We start from the raw sequence: 25,531 nt of genomic DNA, 5'->3' as shown, positions 1-25,531 counted from the left end.
ATTTTTGATTGTTACTTCGTATTTATAAGGCAAAGGCTTAAATGGTTACGGTTGTTGATAGAGTTACAAATAGACGTTTGCGTCATCCTGAAAAGGCACATCGTCCTGATACAAGCGTTCAAAAAAAGCCAGATTGGATTCGTGTAAAAGCGCCAACATCACCGATTTATAAGGAAACACATGGTATTGTACGTACGCATAAGTTAGTGACTGTATGTGAAGAAGCTGGTTGCCCTAATATTGGCGAATGTTGGAGCCAGCGGCATGCTAGCTTTATGATTTTAGGTGAAATATGTACGCGTGCTTGTGCTTTTTGTAACGTTGCAACAGGTATTCCACTTGCCGTTGATGATAATGAGCCAGAACGTGTAGCCGATGCTGTTGCACGGATGGAATTAAAACATGTTGTCATTACATCTGTTGATCGTGATGATCTTGCTGATGGTGGTGCTGAGCATTTTGCAAAAGTTATTTATGCGATTCGTCAAAAAACTCCTAAAACAACAATTGAAGTTCTGACACCTGATTTTCGTCATAAGGATGGCGCTTTAGAAGTTGTTGTTGCTGCTAAGCCTGATGTTTTTAATCATAATTTAGAAACAGTTCCTTCTAAATATTTGAAGGTTCGTCCAGGGGCACGTTATTTTCATTCAATTCGTTTATTACAACGCGTTAAAGAACTTGATCCAACAATTTTTACAAAATCGGGAATTATGGTTGGTCTTGGTGAGGAACGAAATGAAATTTTGCAATTGATGGATGATTTGCGCTCTGCTGATGTTGACTTTATGACGATTGGACAATATTTGCAGCCTACACGAAAACATCATCCAGTTGTTCGTTTTGTGCCTCCTGAAGAATTTGAGTCTTTTGCCAAGATTGGTAAAGTAAAAGGATTTTTACATATGGCCTCCAATCCTCTGACGCGTTCATCTCATCATGCTGGAGATGATTTTGCTATTTTGCAAAAAGCGCGTGATGAAAAATTTTCCTTACAGAGATAATTATGCCGATTTTTACAATACATCGGCAGATCACCCATAGTGCCAGTGAAATGTTTGAGCTGGTTTCAGATATTGAGCGTTATCCTGAATTTTTACCAATGTGTGAGTCTTTGATAGTACGTTCTCGAAAAGAGTATGGGAAAAAAATATTGCTTCTTGCGGATATGACCGTTGGCTATAAGATTATCCGTGAAACTTTTACGACTCAAGTATTTCTTCAGCCGGAAAAAAATCTTATAGAAGTTAAATATATTGATGGTCCATTCAAATATCTTGAAAATCGTTGGTCCTTTCATGATATTGAAAATACCAATGCATGTAATGTAGAGTTTTTTATTGATTATGAATTTAAAAGTAAAACGCTTGGATTAGTAATGGGCTCAATGTTTGATATTGCGTTTCGTAAATTCACCGACGCTTTTGAGAAGCGTGCGCATCAGATTTATGGCTCTACGATAACATAGTCTATTCTGTTATTTTTTAACAATACGTATTGCTTATAACAGCGTGAAGGTGAAAACTAGTTTCCATCTTTACTATTTGTTTTCATTCATCTTTTTCAGCTTTGAAAAGCATATTAAAGGAATATCATTTTAAATGATGAAGATGATGCACAGCTTCACGCTTTTGTTTCTCTTTTTTAATAGAGGCATATCCAAACAAAACGCCCAAATAGGACATGCTTGCGTCATACCCATTTCATAATAAATAGTATAGATACTCGTAAAAGTATATAAATCAACATCTTTACACTTATGAAAAAGTCAGCCTGCACCATTTATTTGCCATCTCTCAAGATGTTGCGCGAGCTCTTAGCATTTGAGAGAGGTACAAGTATCCCTTTCTTTAATCATTTTATTTATACAGTTTTTTTCTTATGGCGTGCAAGTGAATAAATTTGATTAATTCAACTTAAAGTTGTGGTGCAATAAATCATTTTTTCAAGATGTTGACAATTATAGACTCAATGTGGAATAGAGAGCTTTGAAATTAGTACGGGGAATTCAGTGAAGCAATTCCAGAATCATTTTAAAAACATTTTCAACAGTTGCATGGCGGATAGCATTGCGGTTAAGATGACCAAAGTGCATTTCTTTGTGCAGAGTTTTATGATTTTTGTAAGCAACTGCGCAATGCACAAGTCCTACAGGTTTATCAAGACTTGCTCCTCCTGGACCAGCAATTCCTGTTACAGAGACTGCAATGTCAGCTTGTGAATGTTTTAATCCACCCTCAGCCATTGCAAGAGCAACTTCTTTTGAAACGGCGCCATAGGTTCTTATAAGTTCAGCACAAACGCCAACAAGGCGTGTTTTAGATTCATTTGAATAAACAACAAATCCACAATCGAGAACATCTGACGAGCCTGCAATATTTGTGAGGCTTGCAGCAATGAGTCCTCCTGTACAAGACTCTACAGTTGTTAACAGCAAACCTTTTTGGCGAAAGATATTAAGGATTTCATGTGCTTGTTTTTCACAAAGATATGTCATTGGGGAAGTTCTCCTGAATAAAGAACGCTCGCTGTTGCAAGAGCAGCAATTCCTTCACCGCGACCAATAAATCCAAGCCTTTCATTTGTTGTTGCTTTGATAGAGATTCGATCAGGTGTTATTGAAAGTATTGTCATAAGATTTTCTGTCATAGCATGACGATAGGGACCAATTTTAGGATTTTCAGCAATAATTGTGATATCAACATTGGCGATACGACCACTTGCTTGTTTTAGAATATCAAGAGCATGACGGAGAAAAATTTCTGATGATGCATTTTTCCATTGAGGATCAGAGGGAGGAAAATGTGTGCCAATATCTCCAGCACCTCGCGTAGCGAGCAGGGCATCTGTTAGCGCATGAAGAGCAACATCCGCATCGGAGTGTCCATTTAATTTTTTATGAAAAGGGATTTTTATACCACATAAAATAAGAAAATCACCATCCTCGAAAGAGTGAACATCATAACCATTGCCGGTGCGGATATCAGGAAACATTTGCATTTTCTTTTGGAGATATAAATGTGCGGTATTAAAATCTTCATGCCATGTAATTTTTATGTTGTTAGGATCCCCAGGAACGGTACGCATAGGAATTCCAAACCATTCGGCAATCGCAGAATCGTCAGTGAATTCTTTTTTGCAAGCTTGTTTTGCTTGCTTATGGGCCGCTAAGATATGTTCAAAGGGAAAACACTGTGGAGTTTGTGCACTATAAAGATGGGTACGGGGAATTGTTTCTAAAACATGCTGATTATTTACACGTTTAAGGGTATCAGAGATGGGAAGAACAGGAAGAACACCTTCTTGAGGCGTGATTGTATTGTGAATGTTATCAAGAAGCTTGTTTTCGATAAAGGGGCGTGCACCATCATGAATATGCACATATTGGAGATTGAATTTTTTGAGTGCCTGAAGTCCATTTAAGGTAGAGATTTGACGTGTATTGCCTCCTTCAACGATAATAAGGCGCTCTTTAAAATCACCAATAGCTTGTTCACAGATTTGACGATCTTCTGGATGAATAACAAGGATAATTGTTGTGATAGCTGGATGCTGCAAAAAACAATGCACGGTATGATAAATAACCGGCTTTTGTCCTAGAAGCCGATATTGTTTTGGAATTTCATGGGGAGATCCTGCTCTTTCACCACGTCCAGCGGCTAATATTATTGCTGCAATAGAAATACCTAATCTCCTTGTATTATAATTTAGTTTGCCTTTTTGTCATTAATTTTAAAATGATTTTGAAAGGATGGTTGTTGTAGATCAGCAAGGGATATCACGGATAACACCTCAAAAAAAGCATTTAATGCTTTTTGAAGTGCGGTATTTAAACCACAAAAATCGATCAAGGGGCAAGTTGGTTCTGCAGTATCGAAACATTCTGCTAGGGAAAAGTTGTCTTCTGTTACTTTCACAACATCAGCGACTGAAATCTCTGCTGCGGGTTTCGCCAATCTAACTCCACCATTGCGTCCACGCACTGTTTGTATAAAACCTGCTTGAACAAGCAGCTGAAGGATTTTAAATAAAAAAAGTTCTGAAACGGCATATGCTTTAGCAATTTCTGGAACACGACTAAGAGTTCCCTGATTATCTGCACAATACATGAGCATTCGAAGAGCATAATTTGTTTGTTTTGTTAATCGCATCTCATTTCCTTCGTAAAGTATCGTCGAATACAGTTTATTTTAAGATATTTTGCAAAATGTAGAAGTTCTTTCTCATTGACTATATTTGCCCTATTTTAAATGTAGTATTAGTATTGTCAATTTTTGCTACAAAAGGTTATATGAGAATAATGGGATAAGGGTATGTAAGCTCATGACGAATATAACATCTGTGACGAATCTTCAAGACATAGATAAAAATACTTATAACGATGAGTTGTATCGTTTAAGTAAGGTATATATTTTTTTAGGGATTACAATTATTGTATTGGCTTTACTTACGGCCTCTGTTTCATTTATTATTCTTATTGGATTAACCCCTGTTGTTCCCAGTAGAACAGTAACCCTTATTCTTATAGGGATTAATAGTTTTTGGGTTTTAGGGCTTATTGTCATCGTTTTTTATGAGATGATTCCGATCATTCGTGCTTGGCGTTCAAGGCGTGCAGGATCGCGTCTTCATGTGCGCCTTATTTCATTGTTTGCACTTGTTGCGACAATGCCGGCTGTTGCTGTAGCTCTTGTATCGGGTCCAGCACTAAATTTGGGACTTGATCGATGGTTTGATACAACAACACGGCAAATTGTGGGCTCTTCTATTGATTTAGCAAATGCTTATGCAGATGAAATGCTTCAAAATTTAAAAAATTTATCCTACGCGATGGCATTTGCACTTGATAACAAAAAACTCTTAGAACGTAATCCAGCTGAATATAGGATGCAATTGACGCGTCATGCTATAGGACGCAATTTGCGTGGCGCATTTTTGTTAAGTTCTAGCGGAGCTATTTTTATATCGAGTGCTCTTGGTGATGAAGATAAACTGCCAATTCCTCCTTCCAATCTTATTGAACGTGCAACCAGTGCGAGGCCTTTTTCTTTTCAACCAGGCGTGCATGATTATTTTGGTATTATTTTAAAATTTACCAACATTCCAAACACATTTCTATATTTGGTGCGTGACGTTGATAAAGGTGTTTTATCTGCTTTGCGTTTAACAGAAGTCAATACAGATCGTTATCGTGATTTAAATGAAAATCGCCTGCTGACGCAAATTGCATTTGGTATGCTTTATTTATGCCTTTTTTTTAGTTTATTCTTATCGGCTATTTGGGCTGCTATTGCTGTCGCTGATCGCTTAGTACGTCCTATTCGTCTTCTCATTAGTGCTGCTGATGATGTTGCTACTGGAAATATGGAAATTTTTGTGCCGGTACGCGCGAAGGATGGAGATATTGGGCAATTATCCAAAACTTTTAATTACATGGTCAGTGAATTGAAAAGTCGGCGCAATGAGTTGATTGCAGTGCGTGATCAAATTGATGAGAGACGGCGTTTTTCTGAAGCAGTGTTATCGGGTGTAACAGCAGGAGTAGCAGGTATAGATGATAATGGTGATATTACAATTATTAATCGATCTATTGAAGCGATGTTTGATATTCGCTCTGAACACGTTGTTGGACAAAGTCTTTTATCTTTAAGTGCTGAAATTTGGCAGGTTTTTCAGTTTGCACGTTCATTGGATCGTAAAAATCATCGTGAGCAGGTTACTTTAAACGTTGCAGGAAAAGAGCGTGTCTGTAATGTCCAAGTTACGATGGAAGAGGATGATGGACAGGGGCAATCTTGGGTTCTAACAATTGATGATATTACAGACCTTGTTGCAGCGCAACGTACAGCGGCGTGGGCGGATATCGCACGGCGTATTGCACACGAAATAAAAAATCCCCTCACACCTATTCAGTTATCCGCTGAACGCATTCGTAAACGTTATAACAAAGTTATTACACAAGATAGAGAGGTTTTTGAGCGGTGTATTGAGACAATTATTCGACAGGTTGGAGATATTGGGCGTATGGTTGATGAGTTTTCCTCTTTTGCACGTATGCCCAAACCACAAATGCATATTTTAGATATACGAGAATTGTTGCGCGAAGCATGTTTCTTGATAGAAGTGACACGACATGATATTCATTTTGAGCAAGATTTAGGAAGTCTACCACTTATGGGTGCATTTGATAACCGTCTCATTGTACAAGCTTTTTGCAATGTTATCAAAAACGCGAGCGAATCCATAGATTCAGTTATGCGAGAGGAAAATATTCATGGTCATATTCTTGTCCGTTCTTATCGTCAAGAGGAATGGGTGGTTGTGGATGTTGTTGATAATGGGAAAGGACTTCCTAAAGAGCAAAGACAAAAGTTATTAGAGCCCTATATAACAACGCGGGAAAAAGGAACAGGGCTTGGGTTAGCCATTGTGCGTAAAGTTATTGAGGATCACGGCGGTTCCATGGAGCTTCATGATGCACCGGAAAGTTTTTATGAAGGTCGGGGAGCAATGATCCGTTTGATATTTCCGGCGGATGGGGGTAAGCAGGGTAGTGTTATACAAGCCATAAATCATAAGATAGGGGAATAGTATGGTATCAGATATCTTGATTGTTGATGATGAAGCAGATATTCGTGAGCTTGTTGCTGGTATTTTAGATGATGAAGGTTATGAAACGCGTGTTGCTTGTAACTCTGATGAAGCATTGGCTCAAATTAGTGAGCGTATTCCAAAGCTCATTTTTTTGGATATTTGGCTACAGGGTAGTCGTCTTGATGGTTTAGCATTGCTTGATGAAATTAAAACGCAATATCCGGCTCTTCCGGTCGTTATGATCTCTGGTCATGGTAATATTGAGACGGCTGTTTCCGCTATAAAGCGAGGGGCATATGATTTCATTGAAAAACCTTTTAAAGCTGATAGACTTGTATTGGTTGCAGAGAGAACACTTGAAAACTCAAATTTAAAACGTGAGCTTTTAGAATTGCGAAAGCGTTCGAACGAGACATTAGAGTTACTCGGAAAATCGACAGTTGTAAAAAATTTGCGTCAAATCATAGAAAAAGTAGCACCAACCAATAGTCGCGTCATGATAACAGGTCCTTCAGGGGCAGGAAAAGAGACTGTTGCACGAACTATTCATGCGCTCTCAACGCGTTCGAATGGGCCATTTGTTACAATAAATGCTGCAACGATTACTCCGGAAAGAATGGAAATAGAGCTGTTTGGCAGTGAAATGGAAGGAAGAGAGCGCAAGATCGGTGCCTTAGAGGAAGCTCATGGCGGTATATTATATCTTGATGAAATTGCTGACATGCCACGTGAGACTCAAGGTAAGATTCTTCGGGTGTTAACGGGGCAGACATTTGAAAGAGTTGGCGGCACAAAACGTGTTAAGGTGGATGTCCGTATTATTTCTTCGACAGCGCAAAATCTTGAAAACCTCATTTCCGATGGGCGCTTTAGAGAAGATCTTTTCCACCGTCTTTCGGTTGTTCCTATTGCTGTTCCGCCCCTTTCAGCGCGTCGTGAAGATATTCCAGAACTTGTACATCATTTTGTAAAAACAATATCACAGCAGGTTGGGATTAAACCGCGTGCAATCAGTGATGATGTGATTGCTATTTTGCAAACGCATGCTTGGCCGGGTAATGTGCGGCAATTACGTAATAATATTGAGCGTCTTCTTATTCTTGTGCGGGATGGTGATGGTCCTATAACAGCGGACTTTCTTCCCAGTGAAGTAAGTGATTCTTTGCCACGTCTTCAAATGGATTCAGATGAAAGTATAATGGATTTGCCGTTACGTGAAGCACGAGAATTGTTTGAAAAGAGATATTTAGTGGCACAGATTGGGCGTTTGGGTGGAAATATATCACGTACTGCTGAATTTATAGGCATGGAGCGTTCAGCTTTGCACCGTAAACTTAAAGCGCTTGGAGTTTCTTAAAGCGATGCGTGTTATTATTTGCGGAGCAGGACAGGTTGGTTATGGGATAGCAGAGCGTCTTGCTGCTGAAAATCACGATGTTACTGTTATTGATATTGAAACGAGATTAATTGAAAAGATTCGCGATACATTGGATGTGAGAGGTTTTGTTGGTCACGGTTCACGTCCTGAAGTTCTTTTGGCTGCAGATGCAGACAAAGCTGATATGTTGATTGCTGTCACTTTGTTTGATGAAGTCAATATGGTAGCTTGTCAAGTAGCACATTCATTATTTAATGTGCCCACAAAAATTGCTCGTATTCGTTCACAATCTTATTTAGAGCCACGTTATAAGACGCTTTTTTCCAGAGAGAATATTCCCATTGATGTGGTTATTTCGCCAGAAGTTGAAGTTGGGGAAATGGTTTTGCGCCGTATTGCTTTACCTGGTGCAATAGATGTTCTTTATTTTTGTAATGATGATGTTGTTGCGCTAGCCTTGGAATGCATGGAAGATTGCCCAGTTATTAATACACCTTTGCGTCAATTAACAGAGCTTTTTCCAGATCTTCATACGACGGTTACCGCTATTAAACGTGGCGCGGAATTATTGGTTGCACATTCAGAAACGCAATTACGCGTTGGTGATATAACCTATCTTGTTGTTGCTCGTGATCAAATGCGCCGTGCTGTTGGGCTTTTTGGTCATAAAGAACAAGATGCCCACCGCATGATTATTGCAGGAGGCGGTCACATTGGCCTTTATGTTGCACAGGCTATTGAAAAGCGTTTCCATAAATTAAAATTGAAGATTATAGAATCGCATAGAGAAAGAGCTCTCACGATTGCTGATCAGCTTGAAAAAACAACAGTTTTATACGGTAACGTGTTAGATCCAGTGATTCTTCAAGATGCGGGAATTGATCAGTCCGATTTAATGATTACATTGACCAATCAAGATCAGGTTAATCTCTTAAGCGCTATTATTGCTAAAAGATTGGGCTGCAAAGCCAATATGGTATTGATTAATAATGTTGCCTATCAAGAATTTAGTCGTGCTGTTGGTGTGGATGCATATCTTAATCCCCATAGCGTTACAATATCGAGAATTTTGCAACAAATGCGCCGTGGACGTATTCGTTCTGTTCATTCAGTTTTTAATGGCCGAGCAGAAATTATTGAAGCTGAAGTGATGCAAACATCTTCATTGGTTGGTAAGTCATTATCAGAGCTCAATTTATCAGATGGTTTGAGAATTGGTGCAATTTATCGCAATAAGACAATAATACAGCTTTCGGCAGATACGCGCATTTTATCTGGTGATAGAATAGTGATTTTTGCTCTTGCTGATAGGGTTCGTGATGTTGAACAACTCTTTCGCGTAAGTTTAGAATATTTTTGATATATTATCTATGGATATTTGTACTTTTTGGTATAGTGGACAATTAAGATTGGTGGATAGGCTTTGTTTGTCCTCAATGGTTAAAACTGGACAGCGCGTTAAGCTTTTTAGTTATGATAAAAAAATAGATAATCTTCCTGCCGGTGTTGAGTTGCATGAAGCCGAATCAATTTTACCACGCTCAGCAATTTATCGCCTTGATCCCGCTTTTTCTGATGATAAACCAGGGTGTACAATTGTTCAGTTTTCGGATTTTTTTCGTGTTATGCTGATGAAATATCAACAAGGTGTTTGGTTAGATACAGATGTTTACCTTGTTAAACAATTTCATCCAGATGCGGATAAGGTTTGGTTAGCAAGAGAAAATAATACAAGAGTAGGCGTTTCTGCACTTTATTTTCCGCCTAATAACCCTATTATAAAAGTATTTGAAGATTATTGGGCAGGCACAGAAATTATTCCTCATTGGCTTGGGTTTAAGCGTCGTGTTTGGAGACCGTTCTGGTTAAAGAGGAAAAAAATGCCGATTTTGCCGGGAAGTCTTGGCGTTACGATATTTGGCAATGATGGTATTTCGCGATTAGCAAAACGATATGGTTTTTTTCATGAAGCAAAGGAAAAGGAAACTTTTTATTATTGGACTGGGCGAAAAGCTGAACGTATTTTTGAACCAGCTTTTGGCGTAAAGCCGCTTACAGATTCACGCTTGATAGGCTTTCATATTCACAGAAAGACAAAGACCACGAAAAGACCTCGGGAAGGAAGTTTTTACCATTGGGCGGTATCTCGCATTCCTGATGTTCATCATTTGTTTAAGTAGAGTTATTATTGCTATTTTAACTATTGGGATTTTAATCTATCTTAAACAGCTCTTGATTGTAGCTTGCACAAGAGAGTAATGTTAACGTATGGATAAAAACATTGAATGTGTAAAGAGCGGTTGTTATATGAACGGAAAGTAGAAATATGAGTGATCCAATGAAAACAGCATTAAGCCTTGTTCCTATGGTTATTGAACAAACCAATCGTGGTGAACGGGCCTATGATATTTTTTCCCGTCTTTTAAAGGAGCGGATTATTTTTATTAATGGTCCTGTCGAAGATGGTATGGCAATGCTTGTTTGTGCACAATTGCTTTTCTTGGAAGCGGAAAATCCTAAAAAAGAAATTAGTCTTTATATTAATTCTCCAGGTGGTGTCGTAACATCTGGTATGGCTATTTATGATACTATGCAGTTTATTCGCCCTCCTGTTTCTACGCTTTGCATGGGGCAGGCGGCATCTATGGGGTCTTTATTGTTAACAGCTGGAGCAAAAGGTCATCGTTTTACATTGCCAAACGCACGTATTATGGTGCATCAACCATCTGGTGGTTTTCAGGGTCAAGCTTCAGATATTGAGCGACATGCGCAAGACATTATAAAGATGAAACGGCGTTTAAATGAAATTTATGTTCAACATACAGGTCAAGATTATGAGATTATTGAGAGAACTCTCGATCGCGATCATTTTATGACAGCAGAAGAAGCCAAAGCGTTTGGCTTAGTTGATGATGTTATACAATATCGTGCAGAAACTGAAAAAGAAGAAAAAGATTAAGAATTTTTATAGAAAAAACAGCTACTTTAAATCACAGAGTTTTATAAAAAATATCGCAAAATAAGAGAAACACCTAAAAATATTGAGACATGCATGGTTTTCTATATGTCTTTTAGTTTTCATGATGAAAAGCTTCCTTTGGAAAGGCAAAGTATTCATATATCGTGGTGAAAGGAAAGAAAAATGAGCAAAATTAGCAATAGCGGGAACGAATCAAAAAATACTCTCTATTGCTCGTTCTGCGGCAAGAGTCAGCATGAGGTGCGTAAGCTCATTGCGGGGCCTACTGTATTTATCTGTGATGAATGTGTAGAGCTTTGCATGGATATTATTCGGGAAGAAAATAAGTCTTCTGGGGTTAAGGTGCGTGATGGTGTTCCTACGCCACAGGAAATTATAACAGTTCTTGATGATTATGTTATTGGTCAGCAGCATGCAAAGCGTGTTCTTTCTGTTGCTGTTCATAATCATTATAAACGGTTGGCGCATCAGTCTAAAAGCAATGATATTGAGTTGGCTAAATCAAATATTCTTCTTGTTGGTCCAACGGGCTGTGGTAAAACTTATCTTGCACAAACATTAGCACGTATTATTGATGTGCCTTTTACGATGGCGGATGCGACCACTTTGACGGAAGCAGGCTATGTAGGTGAGGATGTAGAAAATATTATTTTGAAACTTCTTCAAGCTGCTGACTATAATGTTGAACGTGCACAACGTGGCATTGTTTATATTGATGAGGTCGATAAGATTTCTCGTAAAGCAGACAATCCTTCTATTACAAGAGATGTTTCGGGGGAAGGAGTTCAGCAAGCGTTATTAAAAATTATGGAAGGAACGATTGCTTCTGTTCCTCCTCAAGGTGGACGTAAGCATCCGCAACAAGAGTTTCTTCAGGTTGACACCACAAACATCTTATTCATTTGTGGGGGAGCTTTTGCTGGTTTAGAACGGATTATTTCAGGGCGTGGTGAAAAAACTTCTATTGGTTTTTCTGCGACCGTTAAGGCTCCTGATGAGCGTTGTGTCGGTGAAATTTTTCGTGATTTAGAGCCTGAAGATCTTATAAAATTTGGTTTAATACCAGAATTTATTGGGCGCCTTCCTATAGTCGCTACCTTAGAGGATTTAGATGTTAACGCCCTCATGCAAATTTTATCACAACCTAAAAATGCTTTAGTAAAGCAATATCAGCGTCTTTTTGAAATGGAGAATGTCGAGTTATCATTTCATGAAGATGCTTTACGTGTTATTGCGAAGAAAGCAATTGAACGTAAAACTGGTGCTCGTGGTTTACGTTCTATTATGGAGAAGATCCTTCTTGAGACGATGTTTGAGCTACCGGCTCTTGAAGGCGTTCAAAAAGTGGTTATTTCGAGTGATGTCGTTGATGGGAAAGCGCGTCCTCTTTATATTTACTCAGAACGTGCAGAAGATAAAGAAAATGTATCAGCATGATATTGTGCTAAGCACAATATGAAAGGTGGTAATAAACAGTATTTGATGGGTGTTTATAATAATATCATTATAATGCTTGATTTATGTATTAGTAATTACCACTTCATGTATTGTGAAGAGCTGAGGTTTTCTAAAGGTGAGCTAGTTGTTGTAGATAGCTCATAGGCTCCAGAAAGGAGAGTTATGCAATATATTGATGAAAAGACAGATGAAGTAAGAGATGGGGTTTATGCTGTTTTACCTCTTCGTGATATTGTTGTCTTCCCCCATATGATTGTTCCACTTTTTGTGGGGCGCGAAAAATCAATTCGTGCTCTTGAAGAAACGATGGCGGTTGACAAGCAAATACTCTTGGTGACACAAAAAAATGCTTCTGATGATGATCCAAAATCAGAGGATATTTATCATATTGGTACATTTGCTAATATTCTTCAACTTTTAAAGCTTCCTGATGGTACTGTAAAGGTTTTGGTTGAAGGAACTGCACGTGCAAAAATTAGTCAATTTGCTTTAAGTGAAGGTTATCATCAGGCATATGCGACTGTTACAGAAGAATCTAGAGAGAGTGATGTTGAGATTGAAGCTCTTTCAAGGTCAGTGATTGCTTATTTTGAAAACTATGTAAAGCTTAATAAAAAAATCTCTCCTGAAGTTGTTAATGCGATTGGTCAGATTGATAATCCTTCTAAGCTTGCCGATACGATTGCTTCTCATTTGATGATTAAACTTGCAGAAAAACAGGAAATACTAGAGCTCTTACCTGTACGGGCCCGTCTTGAACGTGTTCTGTCCTTCATGGAAGGAGAAATTTCTGTTTTGCAGGTTGAAAAACGTATTCGTTCGCATGTTAAACGGCAAATGGAAAAAAACCAACGAGAATATTATCTCAATGAGCAGATGAAGGCTATTCAAAAAGAGTTAGGGGCAGGTGATGATAGCCGAGATGAACTCTCTGAATTAGAAGAACGTATCAAGAATACAAAACTATCCAAGGAAGCACAGGAAAAAGCTGGGGCAGAATTGAGAAAATTACGGAATATGTCTCCTATGTCTGCAGAAGCGACAGTTGTCCGTAACTATCTTGATTGGTTATTAGCAATGCCTTGGGGTAAAAAATCTAAGATTAAAAACAATTTAGATTTTGCTGAAAAGGTCATGAATAATGAGCATTTCGGTCTTGAAAAGGTTAAGGAGCGAATTATTGAATATTTGGCTGTACAAAGTCGCGCGTCAAAGATAAAAGGTCCTATTATTTGTTTGTTAGGTCCTCCTGGTGTAGGGAAAACATCATTAGCGCGCTCTATTGCAAAGGCGACGGGACGTGAGTATGTTCGTATCTCATTGGGAGGCGTGCGGGATGAAGCAGAAATTCGCGGACATCGCCGAACATATATTGGTTCGATGCCTGGAAAAATTATCCAGTCTATGAAAAAAGCAAAAAAATCTAATCCGCTTTTCTTGCTTGATGAAATTGATAAAATGGGACAAGATTTTCGTGGAGATCCTTCATCCGCTTTATTAGAAGTTCTTGATCCTGAACAAAACAGTACATTCATTGATCACTATTTGGAAGTTGAATATGATCTTTCTGATGTCATGTTTATCACAACTGCCAATACGCTTAATATTCCAGGTCCGTTAATGGATCGTATGGAAATTATTCGTATTGCTGGTTATACTGAATGTGAGAAAATGGAAATTGTTAAACAGCATCTTTTACCAAAGGCACTAAAAGATCACTGTTTGTCTAAAAAAGAACTCAGTATTTCTGATGGAGCACTAAGGTCAATTATTCAGTTTTATACACGTGAGGCAGGCGTTCGTAACCTTGAGCGTGAACTCATGAAAATTTCCCGCAAATCTGTTACAAAAATTCTCAAAACGCATCAAAAATCTGTAAAAGTTACAGAAAGTAATATTCATGATTTCTTGGGTGTTAAACGTTATCATTACAATCAGATTGAAGGAGAAAATCAAATTGGTGTTGTGACAGGCCTTGCGTGGACAGAAGTCGGTGGAGAGTTATTGACCATTGAAGGAGTTATGATGCCCGGCAAAGGTAAGATGACTGTAACTGGAAATTTACGTGATATTATGAAGGAATCCATTTCAGCGGCAGCATCTTATGTACGTTCTCGTGCTGTTGATTTTGGTATTGAACCTCCACTTTTTGAAAAACGCGATATCCATGTTCATGTTCCAGAGGGTGCTACGCCAAAAGATGGCCCATCTGCTGGGATTGCAATGGTGACAGCAATTGTTTCGGTTCTTACAGGAGTAGCTGTGCATAAAGATATTGCAATGACTGGTGAAATTACTTTACGTGGACGCGTTTTACCAATTGGTGGATTAAAAGAAAAACTCCTAGCAGCTCTTCGAGGAGGGATAAAAAAGGTACTTATTCCTGAAGAAAACGCAAAAGATTTGGTTGATATTCCTGACGATGTCAAAAATAATATGGAAATTATTCCGGTAAATCATGTGAGTGAAGTTTTGAAACACGCTTTGGTTCGTTTTCCAGACACTATTGAATGGAAAGAACCCTCTACGGTGGCTGTCCCAATCCGGTCAGAGGGCAGTGATAGTGAAGGAATACAGATTGCGCACTGATTCACTTATCTCATTTATAACGGCATTTTTTAGGTGGCAGAAGGCGTTGTTGAGGTTATTGTTCTGTTTTTTGTTGGAAAAAGTGAAAAATTCCGTGAATAACTGTGATTATTGCTAAAAAAACAATGTTTTGGATAAAAATAAGACTTCTGTTTGCTGTACTTTTCAATAAACTGATCAATAACATGATTAAGTCATGTTGTCAGGTAATATAGGGAAAGGAAATATTTTATGAATAAAAGTGAATTGGTTAGCTCCGTTGCTGAAAAGGCAGGTGTTTCGAAAGCGCAAGCTGGTGCTGTTGTTGATGCTTTTATGGCTTCTGTAACAGAAGCTTTGGCTTCAGGGGGAGATGTTCGTCTTCCAGGTTTTGGCTCTTTTGAAGTTTCTCATCGTGCTGCAACAAAGGGGCGTAATCCTTCAACTGGTGCTGAAATCGATATTCCAGCACGTTCTGTACCTAAATTTTCTGCAGGAAAAAGCCTTAAAGAAGCAGTTAATAAAAAATAATTTAAGCTACATAAAAAAACCCGATTTATTTATAAGCGGGTTTTTTTTAGCACATGTATTATGCCCATTTTTCATATAACACGTTGAGATTTTTGCGGTATTTTTTATTTTCATGTATTACTTGTATTTTTGAAAATAATTTTAAGTGTTGTATAAAATACTGTCAGCTTAAAATATATTTTTTAGCCTTTTCAGTAAAATATTGCACTGTATTAGTGCAGTACCGGTGTGGCTTATAAAATGTAATGTTAACTTTTATTACGCTGAAGTGTTACGGTATTTATTTCAAAACAAGATCCGTAAATAGTATGAGGCAAAAAACTCTGTAAAGTCTATAAAAGTTATTATATACCACCATTTACGCTTAATAAAAGTGCATGTTGGTGCCACCGTACTGTTTTTCTCAGTTCCTATAATGTTGCGATTAGCCCTCAACATCTGAGATGAGTGCATAAGGAATAGTTTTATTCTTTTACTTATACGCCAACCTTGCTTGTGACGCACCAAGAGGATAAGTTTTATTGATTTATTATAAGAGATTCTGAAATGAAAGAATCTTATGATATTCAGATTTCACTTGTGATATGCAAGCGAGCGTTTTTTCTTCATCACACAAGAGTTAAAGTGAGAGAATAACACAAATTTTGATGAAGGAAGTTAAAAAACAGAAAAATTACTCTTATAAAATAATGTATATTACGTAATATAAAAAATATTAATAGAGATAATACAGTATTGCTTGTTTATTTTCCATCTATTTAAATTTTTATTATTCATAATATATTGATATAATTATTTTATTTTTAGTCATTAAATCATATTAAATTGTTGATAGCGGTAAAGGTCTTTTATAGCCAAAAGTTATTTTACAAGCACCTAAATAATTAAATAAATGATGAAACGTAGAGTAGTATTTATTGATTGGGGGAGACAGTCTTTAAAAGGCTTTAGAATGATTTTTTCACGAGAGTCATAAAGATCTATTCAGTAGATGAGAGGCGAATCGTGTGTTTTTTATAAGGAACTCTTTGATTCTTTATCTGCTAACCACTGAGTACAATCATTGAGAGCTCTTGCTATGATGGCTTGTTTTTTTACTAATTTTTTTTCTTTACTTGCTAGGCGTTTTCCTGAATGTCTAATAGAAGCAATAGGGGGAAAGAGTCCGAAATTGATATTCATTGGCTGAAAGGACTGTGTTTCTGCTTTTTCATCTATGATGTGTCCCCCTGTAATATGATTCAAAAGGGCTCCGAATGCTGTCGTTTGTGGGGGTAGGCAAGGGGAAATATGATGATATTCGGCAGCAGCAAAACGTCCAGCAAGAAGCCCTATTGCCGCTGATTCTACATAACCTTCACATCCGGTAATTTGCCCTGCAAAGCGTAGTTGTTTTTTTTGTTTTAAACGAAGGGTTTGATCAAGAATAATTGGCGAGTTGAGGTAGGTATTGCGGTGAAGACCACCAAGACGCGCAAACTCTGCTTTTTCAAGACCGGGAATCATTCTAAAAATGCGAATTTGTTCACCATATTTCAGTTTTGTTTGAAAGCCGACCATATTGTAAAGCGTTCCAAGTTTATTATCTTGGCGTAATTGAACGACAGCATAGGGTTTAACTGTAGGGTTATGGGCATTGGTTAAGCCCATAGGTTTCATAGGACCGTGTCTTAACGTTTCAAGTCCGCGCTCAGCCATAATTTCAATGGGGAGGCATCCATCAAAATAGGGCGTTTTTTCAAAGTCACGAAACTCTGTTTTTTCAGCATTTTTTAATGCTTCAACGAATGTTTTATATTGTTCTTTGTTGAGGGGACAATTAAGATAATCTTTTCCAGTTCCCTCAGGACCAATTTTATCATAGCGAGACTGATACCAACAAATGTTGATATCAATACTATCGGTATGGATAATAGGTGCAATCGCATCAAAAAAAGAAAGAGCTTTTATACCGGTTATTGCTTGTAATTCTTGAGCAAGTGCAGGTGATGTAAGGGGACCCGTTGCAATGACAACATGTTTCCAAGCTTTAGGAATTTTTTGAACTTCTTCACGTTTGATTGTTATAAGAGGATGGTTTTCGATTGCTGTTGTAACGGTTTTTGAAAATCCATCACGGTCAACAGCAAGGGCACTACCTGCGGGAACTTTGTTGGCATCAGCAGCTTTCATAATTAACGATTTCGCTAATCGCATTTCAGCATGTAAAAGCCCTACGGCATTTGTTAATGAATCATCGCAACGAAATGAATTTGAACAAACCAGTTCTGCCAAATTATCGGTTTTATGGGCATCTGATTTTTTTTCGGGTCGCATTTCATGCAAAACAACAGGAATTCCTGATTGAGCGATTTGCCAGCTTGCTTCACACCCCGCAAGACCGCCACCGATGATATGAATTGGGATATCGAATGTCTTTAACATAATTGACTTTTAGCGTAAGCAGTTATGTATGAAAAGCATAGATTTTGTTTTTTTTAATATATTTGTTTGCTTTTTTCCCGTAATTAATGGTATAGAGACGCCGCTTGTATAAGGTTATTAGCTTGTAAGTTTGAGCGGATGTGGCGAAATTGGTAGACGCACCAGATTTAGGTTCTGGCGGGAGACCGTGGGGGTTCGAGTCCCTCCATCCGCACCAAAGCAATCCCTTAAGTGCTACGGATTTCTACGTGTCTGAAATTCCGCTTCATGGTAAATGTAACACTCGAAGTGTTAGAATGTAATGATTATTAGAGTGGGTTTATCCCTCTCCTTAGGAAAATGAAGGTGTTTAATGCAGGTTACCGAGACGCTTAATGAAGGACTGAAGCGCGAAATTAAGATCGTGGTTCCAGCGAAAGATTTAGAAGAAAAGCTGAATGAAAGATTGGATGATACCAAGGGAAAAATCAAGCTTAATGGTTTTCGTCCCGGTAAAGTGCCTAGTGGGCATTTGCGAAAAATGTATGGTAAATCCTTTATGGCGGAGATTCTCAATGAGATACTCAGTGATGCGCCTCGGTCTATTTTAGCAGATCGCAATGAACGTGCAGCGATGCAGCCGAAAATTGATATAGATGAAGATGAAAAAATTCTAGATGGCAAAGCTGATTTTACTTTTAGTTTAAAGTATGAAGTTTTACCAAAAATTGAAATTAAAGATTTTGAACATATTAAGGTTATCCGTGAAATTGCAACTATTCCTGAACAGGATATTGATGATCAAATCAATCGCGTCCTTTCTTCTACGCGTAATTATTCCCTAAAAGAGGGGGCTTCTGAAGAAGGTGATCGTATTACCATAGATTATCAAGGTAAGCTTGAAGGCGCTCCATTTGAAGGTGGGGCAGATAGTGATGCACAACTGATTCTTGGGTCAAAACAATTTATTCCTGGTTTTGAAGAGCAATTGGTTGGTGTGAAAGCTGGGGATGCAAAAACGATTTTTGTTAAATTTCCTGATAATTACAGTGCAGCACATTTGGCCGGACGGGAAGCAGAGTTTGACATTACTGTCAAAGCTGTCTTTAAACCAGATGAATTAAAAATTGATGATGAAGCAGCACAAAAAGTTGGTTTAGAGTCTCTAGATCGCTTACGTGAGGTCGTTCGTGGGCAGATTGAAAGCCAATACGGTTCAGTGACACGTCAAAAAGTTAAGCGTCAAATTCTTGATGCTTTAGATGCTGATTATAATTTTGAGATTCCTGAGGAACTTTTAGAGATTGAGTTTAACAATATATGGGCTCAGGTTAATGATGATTTGAAAAAGGCTGGGCGCAGTTTTGAAGATGAAGGTATTACAGAAGAAAAGGCACGGGAGGAATATCGTGTCCTTGCGCAACGTCGTGTTCGTCTTGGTTTGGTGCTTTCTGAAATTGGAATGAAGGTTGGTGTTAAAGTTAGTGAGGATGAGCTAAAAGCAGCCGTTTTTGATCAGGTTCGCCAGTATCCTGGACAAGAGAAAGAGATTATGGATTTTTTCCGCAGGACTCCGGAAGCTGTTGAAAATCTACGTGCTCCGATTTTTGAAGAAAAGGTCATTGATCATTTATTAGCACAGATAAAAGTCACAGATAAGGAAGTGACGGTTGAAGAGTTGATGAAAGAATATGACGAATCAGATGTCCCTGAAGAAAAGCCGGCAAAGAAAAAGTCTGCAGTGAAAGAAACGTCTACAGAGAAAACATCAGCTAAGAAAAAAGCTCCTAAAAAAGCTTAATATTTATGCAAACAGAAAAAGCCCGATAGAATCGGGCTTTTTGTAAGATTTATATCCTAGGATTGCACTGAGAGAATGGTTTTAGATAAGCCATGAGTATATTTTAAAATATTGGTAGTGGATTGGCAATGAGCATCATTGATACGCGTACTCCTGATTCTAAGCGTTTTATTTCTGGAGTTACAGGTGATTGGGAAGTCATCATTGGCATGGAAGTTCATGCGCAAATCATATCAAATTCGAAACTTTTTTCAGGAGCATCAACCAAATTTGGTGCAGAGCCGAACAATCATGTATCACTCATTGATGCAGCCATGCCAGGTATGTTGCCTGTTCTTAATCAAGAATGTGTCCGTCAAGCAGTTCGAACGGGGTTAGGATTAAAGGCGCATATTAATTTAAAATCTATTTTTGATCGCAAAAATTATTTTTATCCAGATTTACCGCAGGGGTATCAAATTTCTCAATTTCGCTATCCCATTGTGGGAGAGGGAAAGATTACCATATCTGTTGGTCCAGATTCGAATGGCCAATTTGAAGATATTGAAGTCGGGATTGAAAGATTACACCTTGAACAAGATGCAGGAAAATCGATGCATGATCAGCATCCAACAATGTCTTTTGTTGATCTTAATCGTGCTGGCGTCGCTCTCATGGAAATTGTTTCTAAACCGGATATGCGTTCAGCAGATGAAGCCAAAGCCTATATGACAAAATTGCGTACGATTGTTCGTTATTTGGGCACTTGCGATGGCAATATGGATGAAGGTTCTATGCGTGCAGATGTTAATGTATCTGTTCGTCGTCCTGGTGAAAATTTTGGAACGCGCTGTGAAATTAAAAACGTTAATTCTATTCGCTTTATTGGTCAAGCCATTGAGTATGAAGCGCGTCGTCAGATCGCAATTTTAGAAGATGGAGGCGTCATAGATCAAGAGACTCGGCTTTTTGATGCGGCTAAAGGTGAAACGCGCTCTATGCGCTCAAAAGAAGAAGCACATGACTATCGTTATTTTCCTGATCCTGATCTTTTACCATTAGAATTTGATCAAGCATTTGTGGATGCTTTGGCAGCAGACTTACCAGAATTGCCTGACGCTATAAAAGCACGTTTTGTTAAGGAAATGGGATTAACAGTGTATGATGCTTCCATTCTTGTGACAGAAAAGGCTATTGCTGATTATTTTGAAGAAGTAGCGCGTGGGCGTGATGGAAAAATAGTTGCCAATTGGGTGATTAATGACCTTTTAGGGGCTTTAAATAAAGATAATCGTGAGATTGAAGAGTCACCGGTATCGCCAAATCAATTGGGAAGCATTATTGATCTCATAAAAGAAGGAGTTATTTCTGGAAAAATTGCCAAAGATCTTTTTGAGATTATTTGGAATGAGGGGGGAGATGCACGCCAAATTGTAGAAGAGCGAAATATGAAGCAGGTGACAGATACAAAGGCAATTGAAAGAGCCGTTGATGAAATCATTGCTAATAATTCTGATAAAGTTGCGCAAGCAAAACAGAAACCCGCTTTAGCTGGTTGGTTTGTTGGACAGGTAATGAAAGCAACAGGTGGTAAGGCAAACCCTCAAGCTGTTAATGAATTGGTTAAGATGAAACTTGGCATAGATTAAATTTTATGGGGTGGAGAAGAAGCCATACATATGATATCTTCTTGAAATTAAGGGATAGCACGTTATCCTATCAATTGGAATTGTAGCTGAATTTACTAGTAACTTTTTCGGTAATTTCAATCGTTAACAGTTTTATTCCAACGATTAATTTCATGAGCGCACTAAATGAATGGAATAGCAGATGGCTCGTTTTTTTAAGCAAATCTTCACATGGTGGAATGGCAATACCATTGGTACGCGTTTTTTCACATGGCGCAAAGGTAAGCGGATAGGGGAAGATCAATTTGGAAATATATATTATGAAGGGGGACTTCATAAGGATGGTTATCCGCACCGTTGGGTTATCTATAAAGACTATTCTGAGGCCTCTACTATTCCACCAGGTTGGCACGGCTGGATTCATCATCGCTGTGAGTGCCCACCAACACAGGAGGATTATCATCCTTATGAATGGGAAAAGCCTCATGTTGCAAATATGACAGGAACAAGTGAGGACTATCGACCAAAGGGGGCTATCACCTCCAATGGAGAGCGTTCTTGTGTGCATGAAGATTATGATGCGTGGTCACCTAAAAAATAAAAGATTTTAGTGTGCGCGTATATTTTTGTCTTATTTGACTCTATGTTATGAAAAGAATTATTTTTTAAGATGCGATTGATTTTGATATGATGAGATTTTTTTTATTGTTAGGGGTGAAGCATTTTATATATATTTTTTTAATGGGAGTTTTAGTATTTTTATCCTTAAATAGTGGAGTGCGGGCTGAGCGTATTAGCAATGGAATTGCTGTTTTTGCAGGTCTTGACAAAATCACGGGGCGGACCACACGTTTTGAAGTTACTCTTGGTAAAATTTATCAGTACGGTGCATTACAGGTAACGCCACGTGCGTGTTATACGAGCTCTAAAGATGAACCAACGCGTACAACTGGTTTTGTTGAAGTCAATGAAGTGACATTAGATAAAAAAGTACGGCGTATTTTTACAGGATGGATGTTTGCAGATAGTCCTGGTTTGAACGCTGTTGAGCATCCTATTTATGATGTGTGGTTAAAGGATTGCAAGCAGAATTCTCAAGATCTTCCTCTTCAATGATTAGTGTGTTATCTATTTATAATACATTGATTTATAATAGTCCTTTATCATTTTACAACTTAATAAGAGGTTCAATTTCCTATGATTGCCTCATTTAAAATTTTTCTATATTGAATTAATCCAAATTATTCTCTTGCGCATTACAAGTGGCGGATGTGCAGATAAGATTCTCTAAGATAAGGAATAAAAATTTCCTTCATGAACTGTTTAAATTCAAAGAGGCATCATTAAAATCAACATATTTTGCAGTGTTTCATAAGAGACAGTTCTTGAATTATATTTGTTAGAGGTTGAAATGAAAGGCTTGTTGATATTTGTTAAAGAGATGAACTGAAGCTTTTGCATTTATGAGGGAAACAGACTATCAAGTGAGTAGTTCATCATGAAACACTAATGAATATATCTAGAGAAAGCTGTGTTGATAGTTTTTTCTCATAGAGATGTCGTTTTTCATTCAAAGAGTAGAAGAAATACAAGCTATATTAATGGAAAAATTGAGATTTAAGATTATTTAAAGTTTATCAATCGAAGTATAGCTTGGTTAAAAAATGCAGTGATCAATATATTTCTAGTAAAAAAACAATGTTTATATATTTTTATTATACACCACCTCATAAGTGAGTTTATCTATTCGTAAGTTCTTGTATATTACATGATAACTTCACATTTTAATAAGCAGGATACCGCTAAGTTTATAAATCATATTCTTGATATCCATGCTTTTTAAAATCTTTTGTATAAAATACACGTGTTTTCATGTAGAGCTATTGAAAATTTAAAAAGGGGCTTCGAAGAGGCGTTGAAAAGATTCTGCATCACTGGGAGTGGTATATTTATTTTGTATAAAGAATAACCCATTCTCTAAAGAATACGAGATTTTATAAAATGAAAGTTTCTAGTCACCAACATAATAATGTTTCTCGATTACCGAAACAACCTAAAGAACCCTTGTTGAATGTTCCATTTATTATAGTTGTTTTGATAGCATTTTGTTTTTGTCTTTATTGCATTTCTCAGTATTTTTTTTCTCATAAGGTTTATGTTGAAAGTCTTGAATTTTTTTCATTTATACCAGCATTGTTTAAGAGGGATCCTGTAGCACTCTGTTATACCATGGTGAGTTATTCATTTATGCATAGTAGTTTTAAACATGTTGCTCTTAATATGGTTTGGCTTTTGGTTTTTGGCTCTCCTTTAGCAAGGCATCTTGGTGCTTTACGTTTTTTAATTTTTTGGGTGTTAACGGCAGTTATTTCTGTTTTGACTTATTTTACATTTCATCAAGAAAGTACCATATCACTTATTGGGGCGTCAGGTTCCGTATCTGGAATGATGGGTGCTATTGCACGTTACGGTTTTTCTAGTGGTTATCTAGCTGTCAATGCGCAGAACGAAAAACTTTTTGGACCTTTATTGTCCATTAAAAAAGCTCTGTGCTCTAAGGGGGTGCTTGTTTATATGGGTGTATGGCTGATGGCTGATTTTATCATAGGTATTTCTTCTATTTTGTTTGAAGAAAATGGCATCTCAATAGCATGGGAAGCTCATATTGGCGGGTTTCTTGCGGGTTTTTTGTTGGTTGGTTTTTTTGATGTTTCACAAAAAAATTAAAAACTAGAATCTAAGATATTTATGTGCCACATAAAGCGCTATTGTTGCTGCATTTGAAACATTTAATGATTTAATATTTCCAGGCATATCAAGGCGTGTTAAAGCGCAAACTGTTTCACGTGTTTTTTTACGTAAACCTTTACCTTCTGCTCCTAAAACAAGAGCAATTTTATTTCCTGTTAATGCTGTTTCTAGAGGTTTGTCCCCTTCTGAATCGAGACCAAAGCTTGTAAAACCTGTTTGATGAAGTTCTTGAAGAGCTTCAGCGAGGTTTCGTACGGTAATATAATGAATCATTTCCAGAGCTCCAGATGCCGCTTTCGCAAGAACACCGCTTTCGTGGGGAGAGTGACGGCAAGTTGTAATAAGCGCTTTAGCTTTTAATGCAACTGCAGAGCGCATAATAGCGCCAACATTATGCGGATCGGTAATTTGATCCATGACAATGACCAGATCAGTATTGGTTAGTTCCGAAAGTTTGCATGGTTTGAGGGGTAAAGTTTCCAAAACAATACCTTGGTGAACAGCCTCACTTCCAACAAGCGAATCAAGATATTTGGGGGTGCATAATGTAACAGAGCAAGGATAATCTGATTCGGATATATTTAATCGTTTTAAGGCATTTTGTGTAACGTAAAGACATTTTAAAATTCTTTTTGGGTTTTCTAAAGCTGCCTGAACAGAATGAATGCCATAAAGATGGATTATTCCTTGCTGTAAAGAAGCAGCTTTCTTCTTTAGGTGTGTAAAAGATCGAGAAGGAGAGCCTTTTGTATCACGATATCGGCGACGTAAACGAGCATAATGAGAATTTTGTGATGTTTTTTCTTTCATAGCTTCTTTATAGCGTGTTAATAAGAAAAATAGAGAGAAAAAATCTGTGATTTAAAGTTATGAGCAGGAAATTTGTACAGAATTGTATTTATTCTGTTGACAGATACAATAGTAATCGTCATAACCACTTCGCAATCAGATTGAATTGAATGGGTATTCAAGATGGTTTTCGTAATGTCTCATTGCGCGACTTTACCGGTGTAATGGAGGGGTGCCCGAGTGGTTAAAGGGGGCGGACTGTAAATCCGTTGCGTATGCTACGTTGGTTCGAATCCAACCCCCTCCACCATTCATCGAAGGAGAGTTTGTATGTGAGTCATGCGGGTATAGCTCAATGGTAGAGCAGCAGCCTTCCAAGCTGAATATGCGGGTTCGATTCCCGCTACCCGCTCCAAATAGTTGTTGGTGATTGGGCAAATAGGTATGATGGAGGATATTCCATTTATAGATTGGGTGGGGTTTTCCGTCTAAGAGTTGTGGTGATTGAGCTGGTTACAGCCTAGTCGGATTGAGTTTTGCAGGACTGTCCCTAGGTGCTAACAAAAATAGGGAATAAAACAAGAGATTAATAGCGATGGCGAAGAGCAAGTTTGAACGAACAAAACCGCATGTTAATATTGGTACGATTGGTCACGTTGATCATGGGAAGA

Annotated in this window: 20 protein-coding genes, 3 tRNA genes and 1 pseudogene; 19 read left to right on the top strand and 5 right to left on the bottom strand. The window is 37.9% G+C overall.

Annotated features, from left to right (window positions below):
* The first annotated feature begins 41 nt into the window (after positions 1–41).
* Both lipA and ACFIJ8_RS00115 read left to right on the top strand, forming a co-directional pair.
* Positions 42–1,004: a lipoyl synthase gene (gene lipA, locus ACFIJ8_RS00120; RefSeq protein ID WP_273723360.1), complete on the top strand. Its 963-nt coding sequence runs from the start codon at positions 42–44 to the stop codon at positions 1,002–1,004.
* Between the two features lie 2 nt (positions 1,005–1,006).
* Positions 1,007–1,468, top strand: coding sequence for a type II toxin-antitoxin system RatA family toxin (locus tag ACFIJ8_RS00115; RefSeq protein ID WP_375638538.1), 462 nt, complete (start codon positions 1,007–1,009; stop codon positions 1,466–1,468).
* A gap of 540 nt (positions 1,469–2,008) precedes the next feature.
* Here ACFIJ8_RS00115 and ACFIJ8_RS00110 read toward each other — a convergent pair.
* The 3 genes from ACFIJ8_RS00110 to rirA are packed head-to-tail and all read right to left on the bottom strand — an operon-like array spanning position 2,009 to position 4,151.
* Positions 2,009–2,497: a CinA family protein gene (locus tag ACFIJ8_RS00110; protein ID WP_012755005.1), complete on the bottom strand. Its 489-nt coding sequence runs from the start codon at positions 2,495–2,497 to the stop codon at positions 2,009–2,011.
* Complete coding sequence (locus ACFIJ8_RS00105; RefSeq protein WP_375638774.1) at positions 2,494–3,684, bottom strand: bifunctional 2-C-methyl-D-erythritol 4-phosphate cytidylyltransferase/2-C-methyl-D-erythritol 2,4-cyclodiphosphate synthase; 1,191 nt, start codon at positions 3,682–3,684, stop codon at positions 2,494–2,496. Before ACFIJ8_RS00105 ends, ACFIJ8_RS00110 begins: the two co-directional genes overlap by 4 nt.
* A gap of 23 nt (positions 3,685–3,707) precedes the next feature.
* Positions 3,708–4,151 carry an iron-responsive transcriptional regulator RirA gene (gene rirA, locus ACFIJ8_RS00100; RefSeq protein WP_273788340.1) on the bottom strand — a complete coding sequence of 148 codons (444 nt, stop codon included), beginning with the start codon at positions 4,149–4,151 and terminating at the stop codon, positions 3,708–3,710.
* A 172-nt stretch (positions 4,152–4,323) separates the two neighbouring features.
* Between rirA and ACFIJ8_RS00095 the strand changes: the two genes are divergently transcribed.
* The 8 genes from ACFIJ8_RS00095 to ACFIJ8_RS00060 all read left to right on the top strand — a co-directional run bounded on the left by ACFIJ8_RS00095 (position 4,324) and on the right by ACFIJ8_RS00060 (position 15,509).
* Complete coding sequence (locus tag ACFIJ8_RS00095; RefSeq protein ID WP_375638537.1) at positions 4,324–6,591, top strand: ATP-binding protein; 2,268 nt, start codon at positions 4,324–4,326, stop codon at positions 6,589–6,591.
* Between the two features lies 1 nt (position 6,592).
* Entirely contained in the window at positions 6,593–7,951 is a 1,359-nt protein-coding gene (locus ACFIJ8_RS00090) for a sigma-54 dependent transcriptional regulator (protein ID WP_012755009.1), read from the top strand.
* 4 nt (positions 7,952–7,955) lie between these two features.
* On the top strand, positions 7,956–9,332 hold the full coding sequence (gene trkA, locus ACFIJ8_RS00085) for a Trk system potassium transporter TrkA (protein ID WP_012755010.1): 1,377 nt from the start codon (positions 7,956–7,958) through the stop codon (positions 9,330–9,332).
* Between the two features lie 10 nt (positions 9,333–9,342).
* On the top strand, positions 9,343–10,152 hold the full coding sequence (locus ACFIJ8_RS00080) for a hypothetical protein (protein ID WP_375638535.1): 810 nt from the start codon (positions 9,343–9,345) through the stop codon (positions 10,150–10,152).
* 146 nt (positions 10,153–10,298) lie between these two features.
* Complete coding sequence (gene clpP / locus ACFIJ8_RS00075) at positions 10,299–10,931, top strand: ATP-dependent Clp endopeptidase proteolytic subunit ClpP (RefSeq protein ID WP_012755012.1); 633 nt, start codon at positions 10,299–10,301, stop codon at positions 10,929–10,931.
* 183 nt (positions 10,932–11,114) lie between these two features.
* Entirely contained in the window at positions 11,115–12,389 is a 1,275-nt protein-coding gene (clpX, locus tag ACFIJ8_RS00070; RefSeq protein WP_012755013.1) for an ATP-dependent Clp protease ATP-binding subunit ClpX, read from the top strand.
* A gap of 183 nt (positions 12,390–12,572) precedes the next feature.
* Entirely contained in the window at positions 12,573–14,999 is a 2,427-nt protein-coding gene (gene lon / locus ACFIJ8_RS00065; protein WP_273788338.1) for an endopeptidase La, read from the top strand.
* Positions 15,000–15,230: 231 nt separating this feature from the next.
* Positions 15,231–15,509 carry an HU family DNA-binding protein gene (locus ACFIJ8_RS00060; RefSeq protein ID WP_012231443.1) on the top strand — a complete coding sequence of 93 codons (279 nt, stop codon included), beginning with the start codon at positions 15,231–15,233 and terminating at the stop codon, positions 15,507–15,509.
* Positions 15,510–16,523: 1,014 nt separating this feature from the next.
* Here the strand turns inward: ACFIJ8_RS00060 and trmFO are convergent.
* Positions 16,524–17,933, bottom strand: coding sequence for a methylenetetrahydrofolate--tRNA-(uracil(54)-C(5))-methyltransferase (FADH(2)-oxidizing) TrmFO (gene trmFO, locus ACFIJ8_RS00055; RefSeq protein WP_375638532.1), 1,410 nt, complete (start codon positions 17,931–17,933; stop codon positions 16,524–16,526).
* Between the two features lie 134 nt (positions 17,934–18,067).
* On the opposite strand from trmFO, the gene ACFIJ8_RS00050 reads away from it, so the two are divergent.
* The 6 genes from ACFIJ8_RS00050 to ACFIJ8_RS00025 all read left to right on the top strand — a co-directional run bounded on the left by ACFIJ8_RS00050 (position 18,068) and on the right by ACFIJ8_RS00025 (position 24,047).
* Positions 18,068–18,150 (top strand) — tRNA-Leu (locus ACFIJ8_RS00050).
* Positions 18,151–18,285: 135 nt separating this feature from the next.
* Complete coding sequence (gene tig, locus ACFIJ8_RS00045) at positions 18,286–19,713, top strand: trigger factor (RefSeq protein WP_273788336.1); 1,428 nt, start codon at positions 18,286–18,288, stop codon at positions 19,711–19,713.
* 128 nt (positions 19,714–19,841) lie between these two features.
* Positions 19,842–21,341 carry an Asp-tRNA(Asn)/Glu-tRNA(Gln) amidotransferase subunit GatB gene (gene gatB, locus ACFIJ8_RS00040; protein WP_375628656.1) on the top strand — a complete coding sequence of 500 codons (1,500 nt, stop codon included), beginning with the start codon at positions 19,842–19,844 and terminating at the stop codon, positions 21,339–21,341.
* A gap of 181 nt (positions 21,342–21,522) precedes the next feature.
* Entirely contained in the window at positions 21,523–21,921 is a 399-nt protein-coding gene (locus tag ACFIJ8_RS00035) for an NADH:ubiquinone oxidoreductase subunit NDUFA12 (protein WP_012755018.1), read from the top strand.
* An 89-nt stretch (positions 21,922–22,010) separates the two neighbouring features.
* Positions 22,011–22,436, top strand: coding sequence for a DUF2155 domain-containing protein (locus ACFIJ8_RS00030; RefSeq protein WP_012755019.1), 426 nt, complete (start codon positions 22,011–22,013; stop codon positions 22,434–22,436).
* 885 nt (positions 22,437–23,321) lie between these two features.
* A complete protein-coding gene (locus ACFIJ8_RS00025; RefSeq protein ID WP_375638530.1) occupies positions 23,322–24,047 on the top strand; it encodes a rhomboid family intramembrane serine protease in 726 nt (241 codons plus the stop codon).
* 3 nt (positions 24,048–24,050) lie between these two features.
* On the opposite strand, the gene ACFIJ8_RS00020 is transcribed toward ACFIJ8_RS00025, so the two are convergent.
* A complete protein-coding gene (locus tag ACFIJ8_RS00020; RefSeq protein WP_026500346.1) occupies positions 24,051–24,881 on the bottom strand; it encodes an RNA methyltransferase in 831 nt (276 codons plus the stop codon).
* 205 nt (positions 24,882–25,086) lie between these two features.
* On the opposite strand from ACFIJ8_RS00020, the gene ACFIJ8_RS00015 reads away from it, so the two are divergent.
* The 3 genes and pseudogenes from ACFIJ8_RS00015 to ACFIJ8_RS00005 all read left to right on the top strand — a co-directional run.
* Positions 25,087–25,170, top strand: a tRNA-Tyr gene (locus tag ACFIJ8_RS00015).
* A 31-nt stretch (positions 25,171–25,201) separates the two neighbouring features.
* A tRNA-Gly gene (locus ACFIJ8_RS00010) sits at positions 25,202–25,275 on the top strand.
* A 180-nt stretch (positions 25,276–25,455) separates the two neighbouring features.
* Positions 25,456–25,531, top strand: a pseudogene (locus ACFIJ8_RS00005) (elongation factor Tu); the annotation flags it as partial.

The organism is Bartonella sp. MF74HXZ (assembly GCF_042194445.1).
GTDB classification, from domain to species: domain Bacteria; phylum Pseudomonadota; class Alphaproteobacteria; order Rhizobiales; family Rhizobiaceae; genus Bartonella; species Bartonella grahamii.
This window is presented reverse-complemented; position numbering and strand designations above follow the sequence as displayed.